Genomic DNA, 21,870 nt, shown 5'->3' on the forward strand with positions numbered 1-21,870 from the left:
CATCACGTCCATTCATTTTCCCAGTCAAGGAGAAGACCATGTCCGATGCTCACGGCGTCGCCCGCGACCAGCTTCGTGCTTTCATCGAGCGGATCGAGCGCCTGGAAGAAGAAAAGAAGACGATCGCCGACGACATCAAGGATGTCTACGGCGAAGCCAAGGGCGTCGGCTTCGACACCAAGATCCTGCGCAAGGTGATCCAGATCCGCAAGCAGGACAAGGACGAGCGCATGGAGCAGGAGGCGATCCTGGATACCTACCTGCAGGCGCTCGGCATGGTCGAACTGCCGCCGGAAGAATGACAGGCTGTTGACCGGAAGGTCGCAAAAAGCCCGCCGAACCAGGTTCGGCGGGCTTTTTCGTGTCTGTCTGTAACAATGGAAGTCAGTCGGTTTCGGAGAACTTCTGGACTTCCATGAAATTGACGGCCGTGCCGCTGAACCGGCCCGCGTCGATCCCGGCCGTCTCCGGCTGGAAGCCGGCCTTGTAGACGGTGGTCGGGGCCTGGCGCATGCTCCGGCTGACGAAACGCGGCGCCTTCACCGGCTTCGACAGCGTCGCCACCCGATCCTGCGTCAGCGCCCATTGCGAGATGATCTTCTGGGTCAGCTTCGGCTCGGTGCGGATAGCACCACGAGCTGCGGCTTCCGCATCCTGCTTCTTCGGACGGCCACCCTTGGCGGGAACCTCGTTCATCGGAACGTCGAAGGCGGTCAGCGCTTCACGCGCAGCACCCGAGGGACGCGGCACGAAGGCAGCGAGCTCGACCGGCGCCTCGCCCGCGATCTCGTCGCTCGGCACGGCAAGGGCGACACGTGTCGCAGCCTCTGCCGAGATCCCGCCATCCGGCTTTGCCTCGGCGACGGCGGCGACATCCGTCGCCGCAGCGGCCTGGCTCGGGATTCCGACGTCGGCTTCCGCCACGGCAAGCCATGCCGCGTCGTCGCCCGGGCGCGAGCCCGGAACGGGGATCAGCGCCGCCGTCATCGTGCCCTGCTCCGCCTCGCCCGGAAGCGTGCGCGGGCCCAGCAGTTCGGGGACCGGCACCTTGTAGGCGCCGAGGTCGGCGAATTCCGCCTGCGGCAATGCCGCCACCGGCGTCGTCGGCGAAGCGGCGTCGAGCGCTGCTGCGGCCGTGTTGGCCGCCGGCGGCACCAGCGCCAGTTCGGACGCTGCCGGCGCCGGGGCGGCGGCGGGAGCGGCGTTGTCGCGGAAGGCCGGGCGAACGAGCGGAATGGGTGCGTTCAGCTCGGCGATCTCGGTTTCGGTGACGGTCGGCGCAGCCGTGGGGACGACATCTGCCGGCGCGGATCCGCCGACGCCCGGAAGCGCTTCGGCCGCGGCCGGTGCCGAAGCGGACCTTGCCGCGGGCCTGGCCTCCAGCGGCTCGGCGCTGGCGATTGCAGTGGGTTCTTCGTCTTCATCCCCGCCGCCGCCGAAGAGGGCTGCGAAGAAATTCTTGCGCTTGGCCGATTTCTCGTCCGCCGATCCACCGCCTGCGACCTGGACCGCATCGGCGCCGACGCGGCGCTTGTAGTCGGCCACCGCCTGCTGATAGCCGGGCAGCGGCTTGCCGTCGGAGGGGACGTGCATCGTCTTGCCGTCGGGGAAGAGCGATACGAGTTCCTGCCGGTTCATCCGCGGCCAGGCGCGGACGCTGCCGACGTCCATGTGGACGAAGGGCGAGCCGGAGGTGGGATAGTAGCCGACGCCGCCGACCTGGAACTTCATGCCGATCTCGCGCAGCTTCTTCAGCTTCACGTCGGGAATGTAGAAGTCCATCGCCTTGCCGAGCATGTGCTGGCTCTTCTTGGCGACGCCCTTGGAGCGCGACCGCAGCATCGAATTGGTGGCGGGCGAGCGATAGGCGGAAACGACGTGGATGTAACCGCGCGATCCGCTCTTCTGGTAGACTTCCCAGACGAGGTCGAAGAGGCGCGGGTCCATCTTCGTCGGCTCGTTGCGGCGCCAGTCGCGCAGGAAACGGTTGAGCTGCTGCAATCCCTTCTGGTCGTAGCGCCCGTTGCGCTTGAAGGTGATCTCGGCCTTCTCGTTGGTATGGACGAAATAGACCTTCAGCGTGCGCGTGCCGGAAGCGGCATCGGTCGCCGAAGGGACCAGGGCCGGAACGACGAGCGAAACGGCCATGGCGGCGATGGTCAGAGCCTTCGGCGTCTTCGTGAGCGCCGCTTTGCACATGGCTAGCGCGCTGGCGCCCCGGAGCGTCATCGATCCGATAATATTTGCCAACTCTATCCCCGTCCTGCGGACAATGGTCATCCCTGATTGTTCAGATGACGACCAATTGCGGTAACAGCATGGCAAATCCGCCACAGTTGCCAATACAGTACCCTTATAGTGAACGATCCACTAACAAGGCATGAACGGCAACCGGAAAAGCACGAGGCGATTGAGAAATCAACTGAATTCAGGCTACTTCCCTGACCGGATTGTCTGGATCTATGCCATAATCCTTCAATTTTCGATATAGGGTAGACCTGCCGATGCCCAATTTGCGGGCAACCTGGCTCATCTGTCCATGATAGAACTTCAGGGCAAACCGGATCAGTTCCTCTTCTACATCCGCCAGGCGACGCACCTGCCCGCCGCCGTCGAGGCTCGGGATGGCGTTCTCGTTGCCGGCCGGCGCACGTGATTCGGCCTGTTCCTCGCTGCGGAACTCGGGATAGACGGACGGCAGGCGGGCCGGCGCCATCCGCGGCACGGGCGGCGCGCTGGCGACGTCCCACGACACGGTCCCTTCGGCCGAGATCGCATGTCCCGGCACCTGGGTGGCGATCTGCGGGAAATCGGAGGTGTGCAGTTCGGAGCCCTGGGCAAGCACGACGGCGCGGAAGATCGCGTTCTCCAGCTGGCGGATGTTGCCCGGCCAGTCGAAGGCGGTCAGCAGCGCCAGGGCGGCCGCGGAAACCGTCAACGGCGTCGACAGCTTCTGCTCACCGGCAAAGCGCTCGACGAACGAGCGCACCAGCACCGGGATGTCCTCCTTGCGCCGGCGCAGCGCCGGGATCGTGATCGGGAAGACATTGAGGCGGTAGTAGAGGTCCTCGCGGAAGCGTCCCTCCTTCACCTCGGTGATCAGGTCCTTGTTGGTGGCCGAGATCAGCCGGACGTTGACCTTCTGCGGCGAACGCGCGCCGACCGTCTCGATCTCGCCCTGCTGGACCGCACGCAGAAGCTTCACCTGGACCTCGAGCGGCAGGTCGCCGATCTCGTCGAGGAAGATCGTGCCGCCGTCCGCCTCGGCGAACTTGCCGATGTGCCGCTCGGTCGCCCCGGTGAAAGCCCCCTTCTCGTGGCCGAACAGGATGCTTTCGACGAGGTTGTGCGGGATGGCGCCGCAATTGACGGTGACGAACGGCTTGTTGGCCCGGTCGCTCGCCGACTGGATGGCGCGGGCGATCATCTCCTTGCCGACGCCGGATTCACCCTCGATCACCACGGGAATGTTCGACTGCGCGGCACGGCGTGCCAATTCTATCACCCGCAGCATCTCCGGGCTCGCCGAGACGATGTCGTCGAACTGCACCGCTTCGCTGCGGCCGCGGCGGCTGGTGCGGCCGCGATAGTCGCGCTGCTCGAGTTTCAACGCGTTTTCGATGGCGACGCCGAGGCGTTCGGGCGACACCGGCTTGACCACGAAGTCAAAGGCACCGGCGCGCATCGCCATCACCACGGTCTCGAGCCCGCCCTGTCCGGTCTGGACGACGACGGGAATGCCGATTTCGCGCTCGGCGAGCGCTTCGAGGAAGGCGCTGCCGTTCATCTCCGGCATCATCAGGTCGAGCAGGATGACGCTGATGAGACCGCCCTTGCGGTCGAGAACCTCCAGGCCCTGGCGGCCGTTTTCGGCCATGTGCGCGACATGGCCATTGCGTTCGATCGTGTTCTTGAGAAGCCTGCGCTGGACAGGATCATCGTCGATGACAAGAATGTGGGCCGTCATTGGTACATCTCCTTGCCCTCCACACATCATGCGCGGAGTTGGCACAACAATACCGCCGGACCTTGGCACGAAGGGTTGAACATGCCGTTTTGAGAAAGGCTTGCATTTTAACCAATGACGACGCAAGCAAACGCAATCGCATCAGATACGAGGCCAACCGATGCCCATCTTCAAGAACCAGCCCGCCATCCACCATGCGACAGCAACCGCGGGCGCCCTTTCCGGCGATCTCGGCGACCTGCCGCACTGGAACCTCGGCGACCTCTACGCCTCGCCCAAGGCGCCGGAATTTGCGGCAGACCTGAAGCGCGGCGAGGCCGATGCGCTGGCCTTCGAGGCCCGATGGAAGGGCCGGCTCGACGAGACCGCCGACCGGACCGGCAAGGACGGCATCGGCCAGGCGGTGAAGGAGTTCGAGGCGCTCGACGACCTGCTCGGCCGCATCGCCTCTTTCGCCGGGCTGACCTATTTCTCCGACACCACCGATCCGGCCAACGGCAAGCTCTATGGCGACGTCCAGTCGAAGATCACCGACATCTCGGCGCACCTTCTGTTTTTCGCCTTGGAATTGAACAGGATAGATGACGCCCGCCTCCAGGCCTGCCTGGAGAAGGACGAGGTCGCCGGCCACTACCGCCCGTGGATCGAGGACCTGCGCAAGGAAAAGCCGCACCAGCTCGACGACCGGACTGAGCAACTGTTCCTGGAGAAATCCATGACCGGCGCGGCCGCCTGGAACCGCCTGTTCGACGAAACCATGGCCTCGCTGCGCTATGAGATCGACGGCGAGGAGGTACCGCTGGAGATCGCCCTGAACCTGCTGCAGGATGTGAGCGGCGAGACGCGCCGCAAGGCCGCGATGGCGCTGGCGAAGACCTTCCGGGACAACATCCGCACCTTCACCCTCATCACCAACACGCTCGCCAAGGACAAGGAAATCTCCGACCGCTGGCGCGGCTTCGACGACATCGCCGACAGCCGGCATCTGGCCAACCGCGTCGAGCGCGAGGTGGTCGACGCGCTGGCCGCCGCCGTGCGCGACGCCTATCCGCGGCTGTCGCACCGCTACTACGCGATGAAGGCGAAGTGGCTCGGAATGGAACAGCTGGAATTCTGGGACCGCAATGCGCCGTTGCCGGAGACGCCCGACACGCTGATCCCCTGGAACGACGCGAAGGAAACCGTGCTTTCGGCCTATGGCGCCTTCGCGCCCGAGATGGCCGCGATCGCCGGCCGCTTCTTCGACGAGAACTGGATCGACGCGCCGGTGCGCCCCGGTAAGGCGCCCGGCGCCTTCGCCCATCCGACCGTGCCTTCGGCGCACCCCTACGTGCTCGTCAACTACATGGGCAAGCCGCGCGACGTGATGACGCTGGCGCACGAACTCGGCCACGGCGTCCACCAGGTGCTTGCCGCCGGCCAGGGGGCGCTGATGGCCTCGACCCCGCTGACGCTCGCCGAAACCGCCTCGGTGTTCGGCGAGATGCTGACCTTCCGCTCGCTGCTCGACCGGACGAAGGACAGGCGCGAGCGCAAGGCGATGCTCGCCCAGAAGGTCGAAGACATGATCAACACGGTCGTGCGCCAGATCGCCTTCTACGAATTCGAGCGCAAGGTCCACGCGGCCCGCAAGGAGGGCGAACTGACCGCCGAGCAGATCGGCGAATTGTGGCTCTCCGTCCAGGCCGACAGCCTCGGCCCGGCGATCCGGATCTCCGAGGGCTACGAGACCTACTGGGCCTATATCCCCCACTTCATCCATTCGCCCTTCTACGTCTACGCCTATGCCTTCGGGGATTGCCTGGTGAACTCGCTCTATGCCGTCTACCAGCAGGCCGAGAGCGGCTTCCAGGAGAAGTATTTCGAGATGCTCAAGGCCGGCGGCACCCGCCATCACTCCGACCTGCTGCGCCCCTTCGGCCTCAATGCCGCCGACCCGTCGTTCTGGAGCAAGGGCCTGTCGATGATCGAAGGGCTCATCGACGAGTTGGAGGCGCTTGATAAGGCCGCCTGATACGGATCGGCCGCGCCGCCCCCAAGCGGGGCCGGCGCGACAGGAGGCGCGCGACAAAAGGGATGGATTGCCGGAATTGCATGAGATGACCGATCGCCAACGCTTTGTGCTCCTGCGCGACGACAGCGCGGACAGGACGACAGTCTTTGCCGATCCCCTGCGCATGGTGACGGTGCGCCGGCGCGCCGATTTCGAACCCGCCTTCCGCGCGCTGCAGGCGGCCCATGACGAGGGCCGGTGGATCGCCGGCTTCATGAGCTACGAGGCCGGGCACCTGTTCGAGGACAAGCTCGCGCCCTTTGCAGTCGAGGGGCGCGAGACGCCGCTCCTGAGCTTCGGCATCTTCGACGCGCCGGCCACGGACCATCCGCTCGCAGTGCCGAGGCAGCGGACCGAGAACGAGCCCTTCATCACCGAGCCGAAAGCCGGATGGGATCTTCCGGCCTACCGCCAGCGTTTCGACCGGCTGCACCGGCACCTGCGCGAGGGCGACTGCTACCAGGCCAACCTGACCATGCCGATCCGCGCCCGCTGGAACGGCGATCCCGTCGCCGCCTTCTGGTCGCTGATCGAGCGCCAGCCGGTCAGGTACGGCGCACTCGTCTCGCTCGACGGACCGATCCTGCTCTCGCGCTCGCCGGAACTCTTTTTCCGCGTCGACGAAGACGGCTGGATCGAGACGCATCCGATGAAGGGAACCGCCCCTCGCGGGGCGAACGCTTCCGAGGACGACGCGATCGTTGCCGCCATGCTCGCCGATCCGAAGTCGCAGGCTGAGAACCGGATGATCGTCGACCTGCTCCGCAACGACATCTCGCGGATCTCCGAGGTCGGCACACTGGAAGTGCCGAAGCTCTTTGCGATCGAGACCTATCCGACCGTGCACCAGATGGTCAGCCAAGTCCGTGCGCGACTCGTACCCGAGACGTCGATCCGCGACATCTTCGCCGCCCTCTTCCCCTGCGGCTCCATCACCGGCGCACCGAAGATGCGCGCGATGGAGATCCTGCACGACCTCGAGACCGGCCCGCGCGACGCCTATTGCGGCGCGATCGGCGTGATCGCCCCCGACGGCACCATGCAGTTCAACGTCGCGATCCGCACGATCTCGCTCTTTCCCGGCGGCGACGCCGTCTTCAACGTCGGCGGCGGCATCGTCTTCGATTCGACCGCCGAGGCCGAGTACGAGGAATGCCTGCTGAAGGCGCGCTTCGCCGTGGGGGACCAATGGATCTCTCGCTGATCGAGACCCTGCGCTGGAACCCGGAGACCGGCTTCGTCCGGCTGGAACGGCATCTGGCACGGCTGGCGCGCTCGGCCGCGGCCCTCGGGCTGCCCCGTCCGGAAGGCGCGCAAGCGGCGCTGACGGAAGCGGTCGAGGCGGCGTTCGGAAATACGGCGAGTGCACCCCGCGGGCCGGCTGCGATCCTGCCCTCCCCTGCACCGCCGATCCCCCTCCGCATCCGCCTCGAACTCTTCGGCGACGGCCGGATCGAGGTGAAGTCCGCTGCCTTCACACCGTTGCCCGCCGGCACCGTCTGGACCGTCGCGATCGCCGCGACGAGGCTCCGGTCGGACGATCCGCTGCTCCGCCACAAGACGTCCCGCCGCGCGGCCTATGAAGCCGCCCGCGCCGAGTTTCCCGCAGGCACAGCCGACGAGGTCATCCTCCTCAATGAGCGCGGCGAGGTTTGCGAAGGCACCATCACCACGGTCTTCCTCGACGACGGCACCGGCATCCTCAAGACGCCGCCGCTCGCCTGCGGCCTCTTGGCCGGCGTGCTGCGCGAGGAGATGATCGACAGCGGCCAGGCGCGGGAGACGGTGCTCGAAGTCGACGAGGTGAAGCGCCATCGTCTGCTCGTCGGCAATTCGCTTCGCGGCCTCATTGAAGCAAGGCTTGCATGACCCTCCCCGCCTATACGCCCTATGACGGCTCCGCCCGCCTGTTCACGATCGGCCTCGGCCAGCTCGACCCGGATCGCTGGATCGAGCCGGACGACGAGCTCGAACGCTATCTGGCAGAGAAGGAACGCGTGCTGGCACAGCACCGCGACCAGGTCTTCGTCGAGGAGGACGGCACGCGCGATGCCCAGGCCGAGGTCCTTGCCCTGGTCGCCGATTTCGTCACGCAGCGCCATCCCGGCCGCTACCGGCGCGACGGCGATGCGATCGACATTGCGCACGGGACCGCCGCACGCCGTGTCCGGCTCGCCGATCCGCAGACGCCGCCGCTCCTGACCGCGGGCGCCCTGGTCCAGGACGACCTCGTGATCATGCGCAGGCGCGAGACCGGCTGGCACCTCGTCGCGGGCTACGTCTCCTTCCCCTCCTCCTGGTCGCTGCCCGAAAAGTTCGGCCGGCGGATGGAGGATATCCATGCGCCGGTTCCGGATTTCGGCGACGGTACGCGCAACGCCGGTCTCATCAACCGCATGTTCGACAACCTGCAGGTGGAAAGGCCGGTCTTCCGCTTCAACTGGTCGATCAATCCCGACGCCGACCTCTACTATCCGGCCTCGAAGGCGCATGGGGCGCTGCCCTCCGGCCACGACCTGGCGCTGGAGCGCACCTTCGCGCGGGTCGAGCGCCAGACGCTGCGCCGCCTGCCGCTTTCGGGCGACATCCTCTTCACGATCCGCATCTACAACGACCCGCTGTCCGCCATCCGCAGCCTGCCGAACGCCGCCGCGGTCGCCTCGACCTTTGCCGCCCAGCTCGAGGAGCTGACCGACCCGCAGGCCGCCTACAAGGGCCTCGTCGACAGGCGCGCCACGCTGGCACGGCTGCTCCGCTCGCAGATATCCGGCTAACAATGCCGGCGCGAGCCGTTTTGCCCACTTTATTGTGACGGAATTCTATGCTCTAGGCTGTTTCCGGATTGAAAAAGGGGCCAGCGGCCCTCTTTTTGCGAGATCGGGCGGCGCCCCGTCAGGAGAACGAGAGAATGGCAGAGAAGAGCTATCCGGTTTACGGCGAGATCACGGGCCCGATCATCATGATCGGCTTTGGTTCCATCGGTCGCGGCGCGCTGCCGCTGATCGAGCGTCACTTCAAGTACGACAAGAACCGCCTGATCGTCATCGAGCCGCGCAAGGATGCTGCCGACGACGAGATCTTCGCCCGCCATGGCGCGCGCCACGTCACCGAATTCGTGACGAAGGAAAACTACAAGGAACTGCTGAAGCCGCTTATCACCGAAGGCGGCGGACAGGCCTTCGTCGTCAACCTCTCCGTGGACACCGGCTCCGTTGACCTGATGAAGCTCTGCCGCAAGCACGACGCGCTCTATATCGACACGGTCGTCGAGCCCTGGCTCGGCTTCTATTTCGACAAGAACATGAAGAATGCCGACCGCACGAACTACGCCCTGCGCGAAACCCTGCGCAAGGAGAAGGCGAAGCGCCCCGGCGGGACGACTGCCGTCTCCACCTGCGGCGCCAATCCGGGCATGGTCTCCTGGTTCGTCAAGGAAGCGCTCGTCAACCTGGCAAACGACCTCGGCGTCAAGCACGACATTCCCGCGCAGGACGACCGCGAGGGCTGGGCCAAGCTGATGAAGAAGGTCGGCGTGAAGGGCATCCACATCGCCGAGCGCGACACCCAGCGCACCAAGAAGCCGAAGCCGCTCGACACCTTCTGGAACACCTGGTCCGTCGAGGGCTTCATCTCCGAGGGTCTGCAGCCGGCCGAGCTCGGCTGGGGCACCCACGAGAACTGGATCCCGAAGAACGCCAAGAAGCACAAGAAGGGCTGCAAGGCGGCGATCTACCTGGAACAGCCCGGCGCCAACACCCGCGTGCGCACCTGGTGCCCGACGCCCGGCCCGCAATACGGCTTCCTCGTCACCCACAACGAGTCGATCTCGATCGCCGACTTCTTCACCGTCCGCGACAAGGACGGCGAGGTGACCTACCGCCCGACCTGCCACTACGCCTACCATCCGGCCAATGACGCGGTGCTGTCGCTGCATGAAATGTTCGGCAATGGCGGCAACGCCCAGCCGATCCACCACGTCCTCGACGAGAACGAGCTGGTCGACGGCGTCGACGAGCTCGGCGTGCTGCTCTACGGCCACGACAAAAACGCCTACTGGTACGGCTCGCGCCTGTCGCTGGAACAGACCCGCAAGCTTGCCCCCTATCAGAACGCCACCGGCCTACAGGTGACCTCCGCCGTCCTCGCCGGCATGGTCTGGGCGCTGGAAAACCCGAAGGCCGGCATCGTCGAGGCCGACGAGATGGACTACCGCCGCTGCCTCGAGGTCCAGCGCCCCTATCTCGGCCCGGTCGAGGGCCACTACACCGACTGGACCCCGCTCGAAGGCCGTCCGGGCCTGTTCCCGGAAGACCTCGACACCAAGGATCCGTGGCAGTTTCGCAACATCCTCTTCCGATAAGCGCGGTTTGAGCAGATTCGCACCGCAGACCAGGGAACGCCCGCCACCGTGCGGGCGTTTGCCTTCGCGGCGGATAACACCTCCCTTTCGGGGGCGTCTCTTGCTTTCACCGTCCGATCGCGGCATGGTCGGACCGACTTTTTGAAACCCGTTTCCGGGTAAGTCCACGGAGTCCCTGATGAAACCCTTGATCGCCGTTTCCCTGCTGACCGCCGCTGCGGCGCTCGCTTCCTGCCAGAGTTCGGAGCGTGCGAACACCTATGCCCCGGTCGCCCAGGCGCCGCAGGGCGTGGACGGATCATGGGTGGATGCGAACGGCCTGGTCTCGACCTTCAATGGCGGCCAGTTCGCCACCCGGACGACCGACACCAACACGACCATGGCGACCGGCACCTATATCCAGCAGCCGGGCGGCCTGATCGAGATCAGCCTCTTCTCCAACATTTCCAAGTCGGCATCCAAGGCCAACTGCTCGCTCGTCGGCCAGCGCCAGCTGAACTGCACCTCGAGCTCCGGCGCCCAGTTCACGCTGAACCGCCAGGGCTGAGGCGAACGCTCATAGAGCCGGCGGCGGCGCCGGGGAGGCCATTTTGGACATCCAGCGCATCGCGGCCTTTTCCGAAGGCGAGACCGGTGGGAACCCGGCGGGCGTCCTGATCGCCGACGCCCTGCCCTCGCCTGCGGAAATGCAGCGGATCGCCGCGGAGGTCGGTTTTTCTGAGACGGCCTTTGCCGCACCACTGGGCGACGGCTGGCGCGTGCGCTATTTTTCGCCGCGGATCGAGGTTCCGTTCTGCGGGCATGCGACGATCGCCCTGGGCGCGGCCCTTGCCCTGAAATTCGGCGACGGCACCTTTCCGCTGACGCTGAACGACGCCGGGATCTCCGTCCAGGCCGAGAAGACAGGCGGTACCGTTTCCGCTGCCCTGCAATCGCCGCCGACACGCAGCCGGCCGGCTCCGCCCGAACTGACGGCGGAGATCCTGGCGCTTTTCGGCTACGGCAGGGATGACCTCGACCCGGCGATCCCGCCCGCCCTGATCCATGGCGGCGCCGACCATTTCGTGCTGGCGCTGAAGTCCCGCCGGCACCTTGCCGCGATGGCCTACGATTTCGAAGCGACCCGGGCCGTGATGCTGCGCGAGGGCTGGGCGACGATCCTGCTTGCCTTTGCCGAAACGCCGCAATTGTTCCACACCCGCAACCCCTTCGCCTCCGGCGGCGTCTACGAGGATCCGGCGACCGGGGCGGCGACTGCAGCCCTTGCCGGATACCTGCGCGATCTCGGCTGGCCGCACGAAGGATCGATCGAGATCGTCCAGGGCGAGGACATGGGCATGCGCTCGCGCCTCCATGCCGACATTCCGCCGCAACCGGGCAGCGCGATCCGCGTCAGCGGCACCGCGCGGATCATGCAGGACTGAGGCCGCGCGCCGACACCGCGCTCACCCCTCTTCCACAGGGGGACCGCCCCTTTCCGTTTTCCTCTTGAAGTTGCGCCTGCGCGGTGAAACCATCGGCCCCATTCGGGGACCAGGGCCGACCGGCCCCTGCCTGAGAAGCGGCCTTCCCGCGGGAAACAGGAGAACCTGCCCATGAATCGCCTTCGCATCGGCCTCTTGGCCACGTCCCTGCTGGCCCTGTCCGGCGGCACCGCTTTCGCCGACTACGAACTGAACATCCTCCACATCAACGACCTGCACTCACGCATCGAGCCGATCAACAAGTACGATTCCACCTGCTCGGCTGAAGACGAAGGCAAGAACGCGTGCTTCGGCGGCATCGCCCGCGTCAAGGCTGCGATCGATGCCCGCCGCAAGGCGCTGACCGATGCCGGCGCGAATGTGCTGGTGCTCGATGCCGGCGACCAGTTCCAGGGCTCGCTGTTCTACACCGCCTACAAGAGCGCGGCGGTCGCCGATTTCATGAACGGCATCGGCTTCGACGCCATGGCCGTCGGTAACCACGAGTTCGACAACGGCCCGGAGGAACTGGCGAAGTTCCTCGACAAGGCGACGTTCCCGATCATCTCCGGCAACACCGTCGCCGGCGCCGACACACCGATCGCCAACCGCATTCCGGGCTATGTGGTCAAGGATATCGGCGGCCAGAAGGTGGCGATCGTCTCCGTGCTCGCGACCGACACCGGCGAGACGTCCTCTCCCGGCAAGAGCGTCTTCTTCGAAGACGAGATCGCCTATCTCAAGAGCGTCATTCCGACGATCCAGGCCGAGGGCGTCAACAAGATCGTGCTTCTTTCCCACGTCGGCTACTGGCGCGACCAGGAGATCGCCCGCGCCGTGGACGGCATCGACGTCATCGTCGGCGGCCACAGCCACACGCTTCTGTCCAACACCGACGAGAAGGCCATCGGCCCCTATCCGACCTTCGTCAGGAACCCCGCCGGCGTCGACGTTCCGATCGTGCAGGCCTATGCCTATTCGAAATACCTCGGCGATCTGAAGGTCGTCTTCGACGATGCCGGCAACGTCAAGTCGACAAGCGGCGCGCCGATCCTGCTCGATTCTGCCTTCACGCCGGATGCCGGCTTCACGGCAAAGGTCAAGGAGCTTGCCGGGCCGCTCGAGGAGATGAAGTCGAAGATCGTCGCCGAGACCGCCGCCCCGATCGACGGAAGGGGTGAAAGCTGCCGGGCCGGCGAGTGCGAGATGGGCAATCTCCTGGCCGATGCCCTGCTCGACCGGACCAGGGGACAGGGTGTCACCGCCGTGATCACCAATGGCGGCGGACTGCGCGCCTCGATCGACGCCGGTCCCGTCTCCATGGGCGAGGTCATCACCGTGCTGCCCTTCCAGAACACCGTGTCGACCTTCGGGCTGAAGGGCTCCGACATTGTCGTAGCGCTCGAGAACGGCCTGAGCGAGATCGAGGGCGGCGCGGGCCGGTTCCCGCAGGTCGCCGGCATGAAGTTCACCTTCGACACGTCGAAGCCCGCAGGTCACCGCGTCGTCTCCGTCGAGATGCAGGAGGGCGGCGCCTTCGTCCCGCTCGATCCCGACAAGGTCTATACGCTCGCCTCGAACAACTACATGCGCGCCGGCGGCGACGGCTATGAAATCTTCGCCACCGCGGCGACGAACGCCTACGACTATGGCCCGACGCTCGACGAGGTGCTCGCCGACTACCTCGCCGCCCACCAGCCCTACAAGCCCTACCTCGATGGCCGTATCGCCACCGCCACCGGCACGGCCGCCGCACCTTCGACCACGCCCGCGCCATCGGGCACTGCGACCGCCGCACCGGCGGCAGCCCCCGCCCCGTCCACCGCCGCCTCGAAGCACATCGTGGTGCGCGGCGACACGCTGTGGGAACTCGCCGAGGACGCCTATGGCGACGGGTTCCAGTGGCGAAGGATTTCCGAGGCGAACGGCAATCCTAAGCCGCGCGCGCTCGCGATCGGCTCGGAGCTCGAGGTCCCGGCCAAATAAAAGGACAATTTGTCTCCACATTTTGCGCCGGCCCGGGCTTTCCCGGACCGGCTTTTCTTTTTAGAACGATTACAGAGAATTTCCGGCGGTCACCGCCGCTGCCAGACTGAGTACACAGGACCCAAAATGAGCAATGCCGCCCCGAAGCCCGCAGACCATCCTTCCGTCAAGCACGGCCGGGTCGGCGTCCTGCTCGTCAATCTCGGCACCCCTGATGGCACCGACTATGCCTCGATGCGGCGTTACCTGAAGGAATTCCTCACCGACAAGCGGGTGATCGAATGGCCGAGGATCGCCTGGTATCCGATCCTGTTCGGCATCGTGCTCAACACCCGGCCGGGCAAGGTGGGCAAGGCCTATGAACTGATCTGGAACAAGGAGAAGAACGAGAGCTTCCTGCGCACCTATACCCGCAACCAGGCGGAACTCATGTCCGTGGCGCTTGCCGGCCATCCGGAGGTCGTCGTCGACTGGGCGATGCGCTACGGCCAGCCCTCGATCGCCTCGCGGCTGGAGCACCTGCAGCAGCAGGGTTGCGAGCGGATCCTGCTCTTTCCGCTCTACCCGCAATATGCGGCAGCGACCACGGCAACGGTCAACGACAAGGCCTTCGAGGCGCTCCTGAAGATGCGCTGGCAGCCGGCACTGCGGACGGTTCCGCCCTATCACGACGACCCGGCCTATATCGAGGCGCTCGCCAACTCCATCACCGGTCATCTTTCGACGCTGGACTGGGAACCGGAAGTGGTGCTCGCCTCGTTCCACGGCATTCCCAAGTCCTATTTCGACAAGGGCGATCCCTATTACTGTCAGTGCCAGAAGACGGCCCGCCTGCTGCGCGACAGGCTCAGCTGGTCGAGCGAGAAGCTGCAGGTCACCTTCCAGTCGCGCTTCGGCCCGGAGGAATGGCTGCAGCCCTATACCGACAAGACGGTGGAAAGGCTGGCGCAGGAAGGCGTCAGGCGCATCGCCGTGTTCAATCCCGGCTTCGTCTCCGACTGCCTCGAGACGCTGGAGGAGATCGCCGGCCAGGCGGCCGAGAGCTTCCACCACAACGGCGGCGAGAAGTTCGCCCATATCCCCTGCCTGAACGACAGCCCCGACGGCATGGCGGTGCTGGAAAAGGTCGTCCGCCGCGAACTCGGCGGCTGGATCTGACCGCCCGAAGCCGTCCCGATCCCTCATCGACAACGGCGGCGGCTGGCGCGAATTTGCGCTGGCCTTGGGGCGAGGATTGCGTAGAGTGTCGCAGATAACGCGTTGAATCTGCGCACAATCCTGCCCGCGGGACCCGCCTGCGGAGGAATGCCGTGTGTAAAGCCGAGGGGTCGGGGCATGTCTTTGGACGGTTTGGATATTTTTGTCGTGGCACTGGTCGTTCTGGTCCTGTGGCTGCTGTTTGCCGGGATCAAGACCGTGCCGCAGGGCTACCAGTACACCGTCGAGCGATTCGGCCGCTACACCCGCACCCTGCAGCCGGGCCTCAACCTCATCATCCCCTTCTTTGACAAGATCGGCGCGCGGATGAACGTCATGGAGCAGGTGCTGGAGGTGCCGACCCAGGAGGTCATCACCCGTGACAACGCCAGCGTCGCCGCCGACGCCGTCGCCTTCTTCCAGGTCCTGAACGCCGCGCAGGCCGCCTATCAGGTCTCCAATCTCGAGCATGCGGTCATGAACCTGACCATGACCAACATCCGCTCGGTCATGGGCTCGATGGATCTCGACGAACTGCTCTCCAACCGCGACGCGATCAACGAACGGCTCCTGCACGTCGTCGACGACGCGGCCACGCCGTGGGGCCTGAAGATCACCCGCGTCGAGATCAAGGACATCGCGCCGCCGAAGGACCTTGTCGACGCCATGGCCCGGCAGATGAAGGCCGAGCGCGAGAAGCGCGCGCAGGTGCTGGAAGCCGAAGGCGCACGCAACGCCCAGATTCTGCGGGCCGAGGGCGCCAAACAGTCGGCCATCCTCCAGGCCGAGGGCCAGCGCGAGGCAGCCTTCCGCGACGCCGAGGCGCGCGAGCGGCTGGCCGAGGCCGAAGCCAAGGCGACGAAGATGGTGTCGGAAGCGATCGCCGCCGGCGACGTGCAGGCGATCAACTACTTCGTGGCGCAGAAATACACGGAAGCACTGGCCACCGTTGGCGCGGCGCCGAATTCCAAGATCGTGCTGATGCCGATGGAAGCCTCGGCGCTGATCGGCTCGCTCGGCGGCATCGGTGCGATCGCCCGCGAGGTCTTCGGCGACGGTCCGCAGCCGGCTTCGCCGCGCCCGCGTGGCGCGACGCCTGCGACCGGCACGGCGGTGCGCAACCCCTTCGACACCACCCAGAGGGAAAGCTGAGCCATGGTCGCCAAGATCGCAGCCGAGCTCGGCCCCTGGGCCTGGTGGGTGCTGGGCGTCGTGCTCTTGACGCTGGAAGTGCTGATGCCCGGCGTCTTCCTCGTCTGGATCGGCATCGCGGCTATTCTCACCGGCGCCCTGTCGCTGCTCCTGTGGGAAACCGGCTGGTGGGTCTGGCAGGTGCAATGGCTCGTGTTCGCCGCCCTCTCCATCGCCGCCGTCCTCGTGGGGCGCCGGCTTGTCGCCCGCAACGAGAAGCGTACCGACGAACCCTTCCTGAACCAGCGCGGCCAGAGCCTCGTCGGCCGCACCGCCACGCTCGACCAGCCAATCACCGAAGGCCGCGGCCGCATCCGGCTGGACGACACCATGTGGAACGTGCAGGGCCCGGACCTGCCGGTCGGCACGCGCGTGCGCGTCGTGGCAAGCTCGGGTCGGGATTTGACGGTGGAGCCGGTCTAGCGATCGGGCAACGAAAAATCCCGCCGCGGCGGGATCGTGATCGTCAGCAATTTTCGGCCGTAGCCCTCACGCAACGCCGATGCGCAAGAGGTCGTGGAAGTGCACGATGCCGACCGGCCGCACGGTCTCGTCGGTGACGATCAGCGCCGAGATGTTGTGCTGGTTCAGGAGCCCGAGTGCCGCCGTCGCGAGCGTGGTCGGCTTCACCGTCTTCGGCGCGCGGGTCATGATGTCGTCGACGTTCAGTTCCGCAAGGTTGCGCGACAGGTTGCGGGCGATGTCGCCGTCGGTGACGATGCCGGCCAGCCTGCCTTCGTCGTCGATGACACCGACGCAGCCATAGTGCTTCTGCGACAGGAGCAGCACGGCGGCCGGCATCGACGTGCCGAGCGGCACGAGCGGCATGTTCTCGCCGCTGTGCATGATGTCGCCGACATGGGTCAGGCTCGCGCCCAGCTTGCCGCCGGGATGGAAGGTCTTGAAATCGGTGGCGGTGAAGCCGCGCGCCTCGAGCAGGGCCACGACCAGCGCGTCACCGAGCGAAAGCTGCATCAGCGTGGAGGTGGTCGGCGCCAGCCCGTGCGGGCAGGCTTCCTGCGCCTTCGGCAGGAGCAGCACGATATCGGACTCGCGCGCCAGCGCCGAGCGCTCGCCGGAGGTGATCGCGATCAGCGGGATCGAAAAGCGCCGGGAATAGGAGACGATCCCCTGCAACTCCGAGGTCTCGCCGCTCCAGGACATGGCGAGGATGACGTCGTCCGGCCCGATCATGCCGAGATCGCCATGGTTGGCTTCAACGGGATGGACGAAGAAGGCCGGCGTGCCGGTGGAGGCAAGCGAAGCGGCGATCTTGGTGCCGATATGGCCGGACTTGCCGACGCCGGTGACGATGACCCGTCCCCGGATGTCGCCGATCGTGCGCACCGCCTCGCAGAAGGCGTCGTAGAGGGAGCCGTTCAGCGCGTCGGCCAGGGCTTCGAGGCCGGCACGCTCGGTTTCGACGGTACGGATCGCGGAGGCGATCGCGCCGCTGCTTTCGACGAGAGCTTGTCTTTTGATCATCGCTGCCTGTTAGCGCTTTTGCCCGGCGATGTCCATCTGGCGCCGCCTTCGGCACGGTCACACAGCGTAAGCTACGGAAACCGAACGTTAACCGTGTTGCTTTACCTGTGGTTAGGAATTTCAGAAATCATTGCGAACATCATGGCATACCGGCACGACAGACCAGACAGGGTGCGACCGACCGCGCCGCCGCACCGCACGGCTGCCGGCGCGCTCGTCGTCGCCGCGCTGCTCGGCGTTTCCCCGGTGCAGGCGCAGGAAGCAGCTCCGTCCGCACTCGGCACCGTCGAGCCCATCGGCTCGGACGCTTCGCTGCAGGCATTGGGCGCCGTAGCTACGGCCGCCCCCCAGGGCGCCTCCTTCCAGACGCCCGCGCCGGCCGCCCCGGATGCGATCGAGACCGGAGCCGTCGAGACGGCGCCGGATGCCGGCCGCCAGAACCTGCCGACCGGTTCCGTCGAAGGCTTCCGCAACGGCGCCATTCCCTATTCCGAGGATCCGCCGGGCATCGCCATCGGCACCTTCACGCTGCGGCCCACGCTCGAGCAGGGCATCGGCTACGAGCGCACCAAGACCGGCGACCAGACCGATACCCGCAGCTTCTCCACGACCACGCTGCGGGGCTCGCTCGTCTCCGACTGGTCCCGCCACCAGCTCACGATCGACGGCGCGGGCACCTACGAACGCAACTTCACCAGCAGCGACAACACCGAACCCGAAGTCGATATCGGCGCCGACCTGCGGCTCGACCTCTCCGGCGAGACGACGGCCAACCTCACCGCCGGCTACAGCCTGGAGCGGGAGGACATGGCCGATCCAAACGCCATCTCGGGCGCTGCGGTGCAGTCGGCGGTGCAGACGTTCAGCGGCGGCGCGCGGATCCAGCGCGACTTCGGCCTGATTCGCGGCACGCTGGGCGGAACGGTCGACCGCGAAACCTATGGCGACGTGGAACTGTCGGACGGCTCCGAACTGTCGCAGAAGGATCGCAACACCGTCACCGGCATCCTTACCGCCAGGATCGGCTACGAGATCTCGCCGGCGCTGATCCCCTTCATCGAGGCCTCGGGCGGACGCGTCCGCTATGACGAGGAGCGCGATTCGTCGGGCTACGCCCGCTCCGGCGACCTCTATGCCGGCCGCGCCGGCCTGGAGTTCGATCTCGGCGAAAAGCTGCGGGGTGAACTGGGCATCGGCTTCGACCGCCAGACCTACGACGACGACCGCCTGAAGGCCATCAACGCCTTCGCCGCCGACGGCGCGGTCGACTGGTCGCCCCAGCGCGGCACGAACGTCAACCTGGGTCTCAGGACCTCGATCGAACCCTCCACCGCGCCCGGCGAGAGCGGCTACGTCTCCTACCTCGCAAGCAGCGAGATCACCCAGGACGTGCGCAGCAATCTTGTCGCCCGGCTGACCGGATCCTACGAGTGGCGCGATTTCCAGACCGCCTCGGCATCCGACCAGAACGTCTATATCGTCGGCACCGGGCTTGCCTGGAATTTCAACCGTTACCTGGCGCTGAGCGGCGACGTCTCCTACGAACTGACGACGCAGAAGAACACCGAGGACACCGGCGTCACCCGCGCCGGGCTGGGGCTTGTCCTGCGCCGTTGAGCTCTGATTTTGCGGAAGAGAGAGGCCGAGCCGGCTCGCAAGGGTCCGGACGAAGGTTCCGCGCCGGAAACCGGCGCGGAACGGCAGGCGGCTTAGTTCAAGCCCTTGAGCAGCGACGCCAGCGGGCCTTCCACCGCGGGGCGGATGTCGGCGCGCGCCAGCGCGAAGGCGACGTTGGCGAGGATGAAACCGTCCTTGGCGCCGCAGTCATAGGTCTCGCCCTTGAAGTGATAGGCAGCGAACGGCTGGTCCTTCAGGAGCTTCAGCATGGCGTCGGTCAGCTGGATCTCGTTGCCCGCGCCGCGTTCCTGGGTGGCAAGGATCGAGAAGATCTCCGGCTGCAGGATATAGCGACCGTTGATGAAGAAGTTCGAAGGTGCCGTGCCCGGTGCCGGCTTTTCCACCATCGCGGTGATCCGGCGGCCTTCGCCGACCGTCTCGCCGACGCCGACGATGCCGTATTTGTGCGCCTGGTCCGGCGCGCATTCTTCCACGGCGATGACGTTGCCGCCGTCGTGGTCATAGAGCTCGACCATGCCCGACAGGCAGCCCTTCGGCGCCTTCATGATCATGTCCGGCAGGAGCAGCGCGAAGGGCTCGTTGCCGACGAGATCGCGCGCGCACCAGACGGCATGGCCGAGACCCAGCGGCTCCTGCTGGCGGGTGAAGCTGGTCGAACCCGCAACCGGCAGGATGCTGTCCAGAAGCGTCAGCTCTGCCGTCTTGTTGCGCTGGCGCAGCGTCTGCTCCAGCTCGACCTGGATGTCGAAATAGTCCTCGATGACCGCCTTCGAGCGACCGGTGACGAAGATCAGGTGCTCGATGCCCGCCTCCAGCGCCTCGTCGACGACATACTGGATCACCGGCTTGTCGACGACGGTCAGCATCTCCTTCGGAACCGCCTTGGTGGCGGGGAGGAACCGCGTTCCCAGTCCCGCAACCGGGAACACTGCTTTTCGTACCTTGCGCTTTTCGGCCATCATCAACCTCGTTTTGTACCACCACTCATCGGTGGGATGCTGTGTGCTGCATTAGCTTCAATTTGCTATCATTTTGCAAAGAGAGACGTGCTGGGGAATCCATGGTAAAGAATTTGTTGACTTCATGTCTGTAGGCTGAGCTTTCCACCGGAAGCTTACCGCTCCGCCCTGTCGAAATTTCGAAAGACGGAAACCAACGACCGATGCATCAGCTTAGCAACTCCAGGCTCCTTCGCTCCGCACGCGCCCTTGTCGTCTCCGCAGCTCTCCTGGTTCCCGCCACGGCCGCACACGCCGACGCCGGCTTCCAGAAATGGATCGCCAACTTCTACACGACAGCAGCCAAGAGCGGCATCTCGAAATCGACCTACCAGCAGGCCTTCAAGGGCGTCAAGACGCCGGATCCGGATGTGCTCGAGAAGGCGGCCTACCAGCCGGAGTTCAAGCACAAGATCTGGGACTACCTCGATTCGCGCGTGAACCCCTACACCGTCAAGATCGGGCAGGAGATGGCCGCCAAGTATGGCCGCACGCTCGCCGCTGTCGAAAAGCGCTATGGCGTCGATCGCAACATCCTGCTCGCCATCTGGTCGATGGAATCGAACTACGGCGCGGTGCTGTCGAAGGAGGACCGCCTCCACTACGTGCCGCGCGCGCTCGCGACGCTGGCCTATGCCGACCCGAAACGGGCCAAGTTCGCCCGCACCCAGCTGATCTCCGCCCTCAAGATCATCCAGAACGGCGACATCCGCGCTTCCGAGATGACCGGTTCCTGGGCCGGCGCGATGGGCCATACCCAGTTCATCCCGTCGAGCTACCTGCTCTACGCTGTCGACGCGGACGGCAACGGCCATCGCGACATCTGGAATTCGGTGCCGGACGCTCTGGCGACGGCGGCAAACCTGCTGCACAAGAACGGCTGGCAACCAGGCAAGACCTGGGGCTACGAGGTGGTGACGCCCCGCGGCGGCGGTGCTTACGAAGGCCAGACGAAGACGCTGGCGCAGTGGCAGAAACTCGGCTTCAAGCGCCCGAGCGGCAGCGGCTTCAGGAACGGCGGCGATCGTGCCGAACTGCTGATGCCCGCCGGCGCGGACGGCCCGGCCTTCCTGATGACCCGCAACTTCTTCGTCATCAAGCGCTACAACGCCTCCAACTCCTATGCCATGGGCGTCGGCATGCTGGCCGACCAGCTCGCCGGCTACGGCGGCGTGAAGCAGCGCTGGCCGCGCCCGGACGGCGCCCTCGACATTTCCGAGAAGTTCGAGCTGCAGACGCGGCTGAAGGAACTCGGCTACTATGACGGGGAAGTCGACGGCAATCTCGGCTCCGGCTCCAAGGCCGCCATCGAGGCCGTCCAGAGCCGGCTCGGCCTGACGGCCGACGGCCAGCCGAGCACGCGCCTCCTGCAGGCCCTGCGGAAATAGCGCCGGCCTCGTCGCAGGCTGCATGACGGGCGCCATTGGCGCCCGTATTCGTCGGCGCCGCAGGCATGGAGCACCCGTCATGGGCATTGGCGCTTTCCCGATCCCGCGCAATTTGCGATGATCGCCCGAAACGGATGCCGGATG

General features: G+C 65.9%; 18 protein-coding genes. 14 read left to right on the forward strand and 4 right to left on the reverse strand.

Annotated elements, in window-relative coordinates:
• The first annotated feature begins 38 nt into the window (after window positions 1–38).
• Complete coding sequence (locus OCK02_RS06840) at window positions 39–302, forward strand: DUF2312 domain-containing protein (RefSeq protein ID WP_183804609.1); 264 nt, start codon at window positions 39–41, stop codon at window positions 300–302.
• 82 nt (window positions 303–384) lie between these two features.
• On the opposite strand, the gene OCK02_RS06845 is transcribed toward OCK02_RS06840, so the two are convergent.
• A complete protein-coding gene (locus tag OCK02_RS06845; RefSeq protein WP_412178773.1) occupies window positions 385–2,250 on the reverse strand; it encodes a DUF882 domain-containing protein in 1,866 nt (621 codons plus the stop codon).
• Window positions 2,251–2,428: 178 nt separating this feature from the next.
• The gene (locus tag OCK02_RS06850; protein WP_263812375.1) at window positions 2,429–3,967 is read right to left on the reverse strand and encodes a sigma-54-dependent transcriptional regulator; all 1,539 of its coding nucleotides are present in this window, start codon (window positions 3,965–3,967) and stop codon (window positions 2,429–2,431) included.
• A 160-nt stretch (window positions 3,968–4,127) separates the two neighbouring features.
• On the opposite strand from OCK02_RS06850, the gene OCK02_RS06855 reads away from it, so the two are divergent.
• The 11 genes from OCK02_RS06855 (at window position 4,128) to OCK02_RS06905 (ending at window position 16,640) form a co-directional block, all read left to right on the forward strand.
• Window positions 4,128–5,981, forward strand: coding sequence for a M3 family oligoendopeptidase (locus OCK02_RS06855; RefSeq protein ID WP_263812376.1), 1,854 nt, complete (start codon window positions 4,128–4,130; stop codon window positions 5,979–5,981).
• Between the two features lie 85 nt (window positions 5,982–6,066).
• Entirely contained in the window at window positions 6,067–7,224 is a 1,158-nt protein-coding gene (locus OCK02_RS06860) for an aminodeoxychorismate synthase component I (protein WP_263812377.1), read from the forward strand.
• A complete protein-coding gene (locus tag OCK02_RS06865) occupies window positions 7,209–7,889 on the forward strand; it encodes an aminotransferase class IV family protein (protein WP_263812378.1) in 681 nt (226 codons plus the stop codon). Before OCK02_RS06860 ends, OCK02_RS06865 begins: the two co-directional genes overlap by 16 nt.
• Window positions 7,886–8,794 (forward strand): heme-dependent oxidative N-demethylase family protein, encoded by a 909-nt coding sequence (locus OCK02_RS06870; RefSeq protein WP_263812379.1) that lies wholly within the window; start codon window positions 7,886–7,888, stop codon window positions 8,792–8,794. Before OCK02_RS06865 ends, OCK02_RS06870 begins: the two co-directional genes overlap by 4 nt.
• Before the next feature lie 134 nt (window positions 8,795–8,928).
• Window positions 8,929–10,380: a homospermidine synthase gene (locus tag OCK02_RS06875; RefSeq protein WP_263812380.1), complete on the forward strand. Its 1,452-nt coding sequence runs from the start codon at window positions 8,929–8,931 to the stop codon at window positions 10,378–10,380.
• 178 nt (window positions 10,381–10,558) lie between these two features.
• A complete protein-coding gene (locus tag OCK02_RS06880; protein ID WP_263812381.1) occupies window positions 10,559–10,927 on the forward strand; it encodes a hypothetical protein in 369 nt (122 codons plus the stop codon).
• A gap of 43 nt (window positions 10,928–10,970) precedes the next feature.
• Window positions 10,971–11,804: a PhzF family phenazine biosynthesis protein gene (locus OCK02_RS06885; RefSeq protein WP_263812382.1), complete on the forward strand. Its 834-nt coding sequence runs from the start codon at window positions 10,971–10,973 to the stop codon at window positions 11,802–11,804.
• Between the two features lie 171 nt (window positions 11,805–11,975).
• Window positions 11,976–13,829, forward strand: a complete 1,854-nt coding sequence (locus OCK02_RS06890) for a 5'-nucleotidase C-terminal domain-containing protein (protein ID WP_263812383.1) — start codon at window positions 11,976–11,978, stop codon at window positions 13,827–13,829.
• Between the two features lie 126 nt (window positions 13,830–13,955).
• The gene (gene hemH, locus OCK02_RS06895) at window positions 13,956–14,987 is read left to right on the forward strand and encodes a ferrochelatase (RefSeq protein ID WP_263812384.1); all 1,032 of its coding nucleotides are present in this window, start codon (window positions 13,956–13,958) and stop codon (window positions 14,985–14,987) included.
• A gap of 183 nt (window positions 14,988–15,170) precedes the next feature.
• Window positions 15,171–16,178, forward strand: a complete 1,008-nt coding sequence (locus OCK02_RS06900; protein ID WP_230807138.1) for an SPFH domain-containing protein — start codon at window positions 15,171–15,173, stop codon at window positions 16,176–16,178.
• 3 nt (window positions 16,179–16,181) lie between these two features.
• Window positions 16,182–16,640, forward strand: coding sequence for an NfeD family protein (locus tag OCK02_RS06905; protein ID WP_263812385.1), 459 nt, complete (start codon window positions 16,182–16,184; stop codon window positions 16,638–16,640).
• A 66-nt stretch (window positions 16,641–16,706) separates the two neighbouring features.
• Here OCK02_RS06905 and OCK02_RS06910 read toward each other — a convergent pair whose 3' ends face one another.
• On the reverse strand, window positions 16,707–17,702 hold the full coding sequence (locus tag OCK02_RS06910; RefSeq protein ID WP_263812386.1) for a KpsF/GutQ family sugar-phosphate isomerase: 996 nt from the start codon (window positions 17,700–17,702) through the stop codon (window positions 16,707–16,709).
• A 141-nt stretch (window positions 17,703–17,843) separates the two neighbouring features.
• Between OCK02_RS06910 and OCK02_RS06915 the strand changes: the two genes are divergently transcribed.
• Complete coding sequence (locus OCK02_RS06915) at window positions 17,844–19,319, forward strand: outer membrane beta-barrel protein (protein ID WP_263812387.1); 1,476 nt, start codon at window positions 17,844–17,846, stop codon at window positions 19,317–19,319.
• A gap of 92 nt (window positions 19,320–19,411) precedes the next feature.
• Here the strand turns inward: OCK02_RS06915 and galU are convergent, their stop codons facing one another.
• Window positions 19,412–20,299: a UTP--glucose-1-phosphate uridylyltransferase GalU gene (gene galU / locus OCK02_RS06920; protein WP_230806907.1), complete on the reverse strand. Its 888-nt coding sequence runs from the start codon at window positions 20,297–20,299 to the stop codon at window positions 19,412–19,414.
• 203 nt (window positions 20,300–20,502) lie between these two features.
• Between galU and OCK02_RS06925 the strand changes: the two genes are divergently transcribed.
• On the forward strand, window positions 20,503–21,726 hold the full coding sequence (locus OCK02_RS06925) for a lytic murein transglycosylase (protein WP_230806906.1): 1,224 nt from the start codon (window positions 20,503–20,505) through the stop codon (window positions 21,724–21,726).
• Window positions 21,727–21,870 lie beyond the last annotated feature (144 nt).

It is taken from the genome of Rhizobium sp. TRM96647, from assembly GCF_025780115.1.
Taxonomy (GTDB): Bacteria; Pseudomonadota; Alphaproteobacteria; order Rhizobiales; family Rhizobiaceae; genus Mycoplana.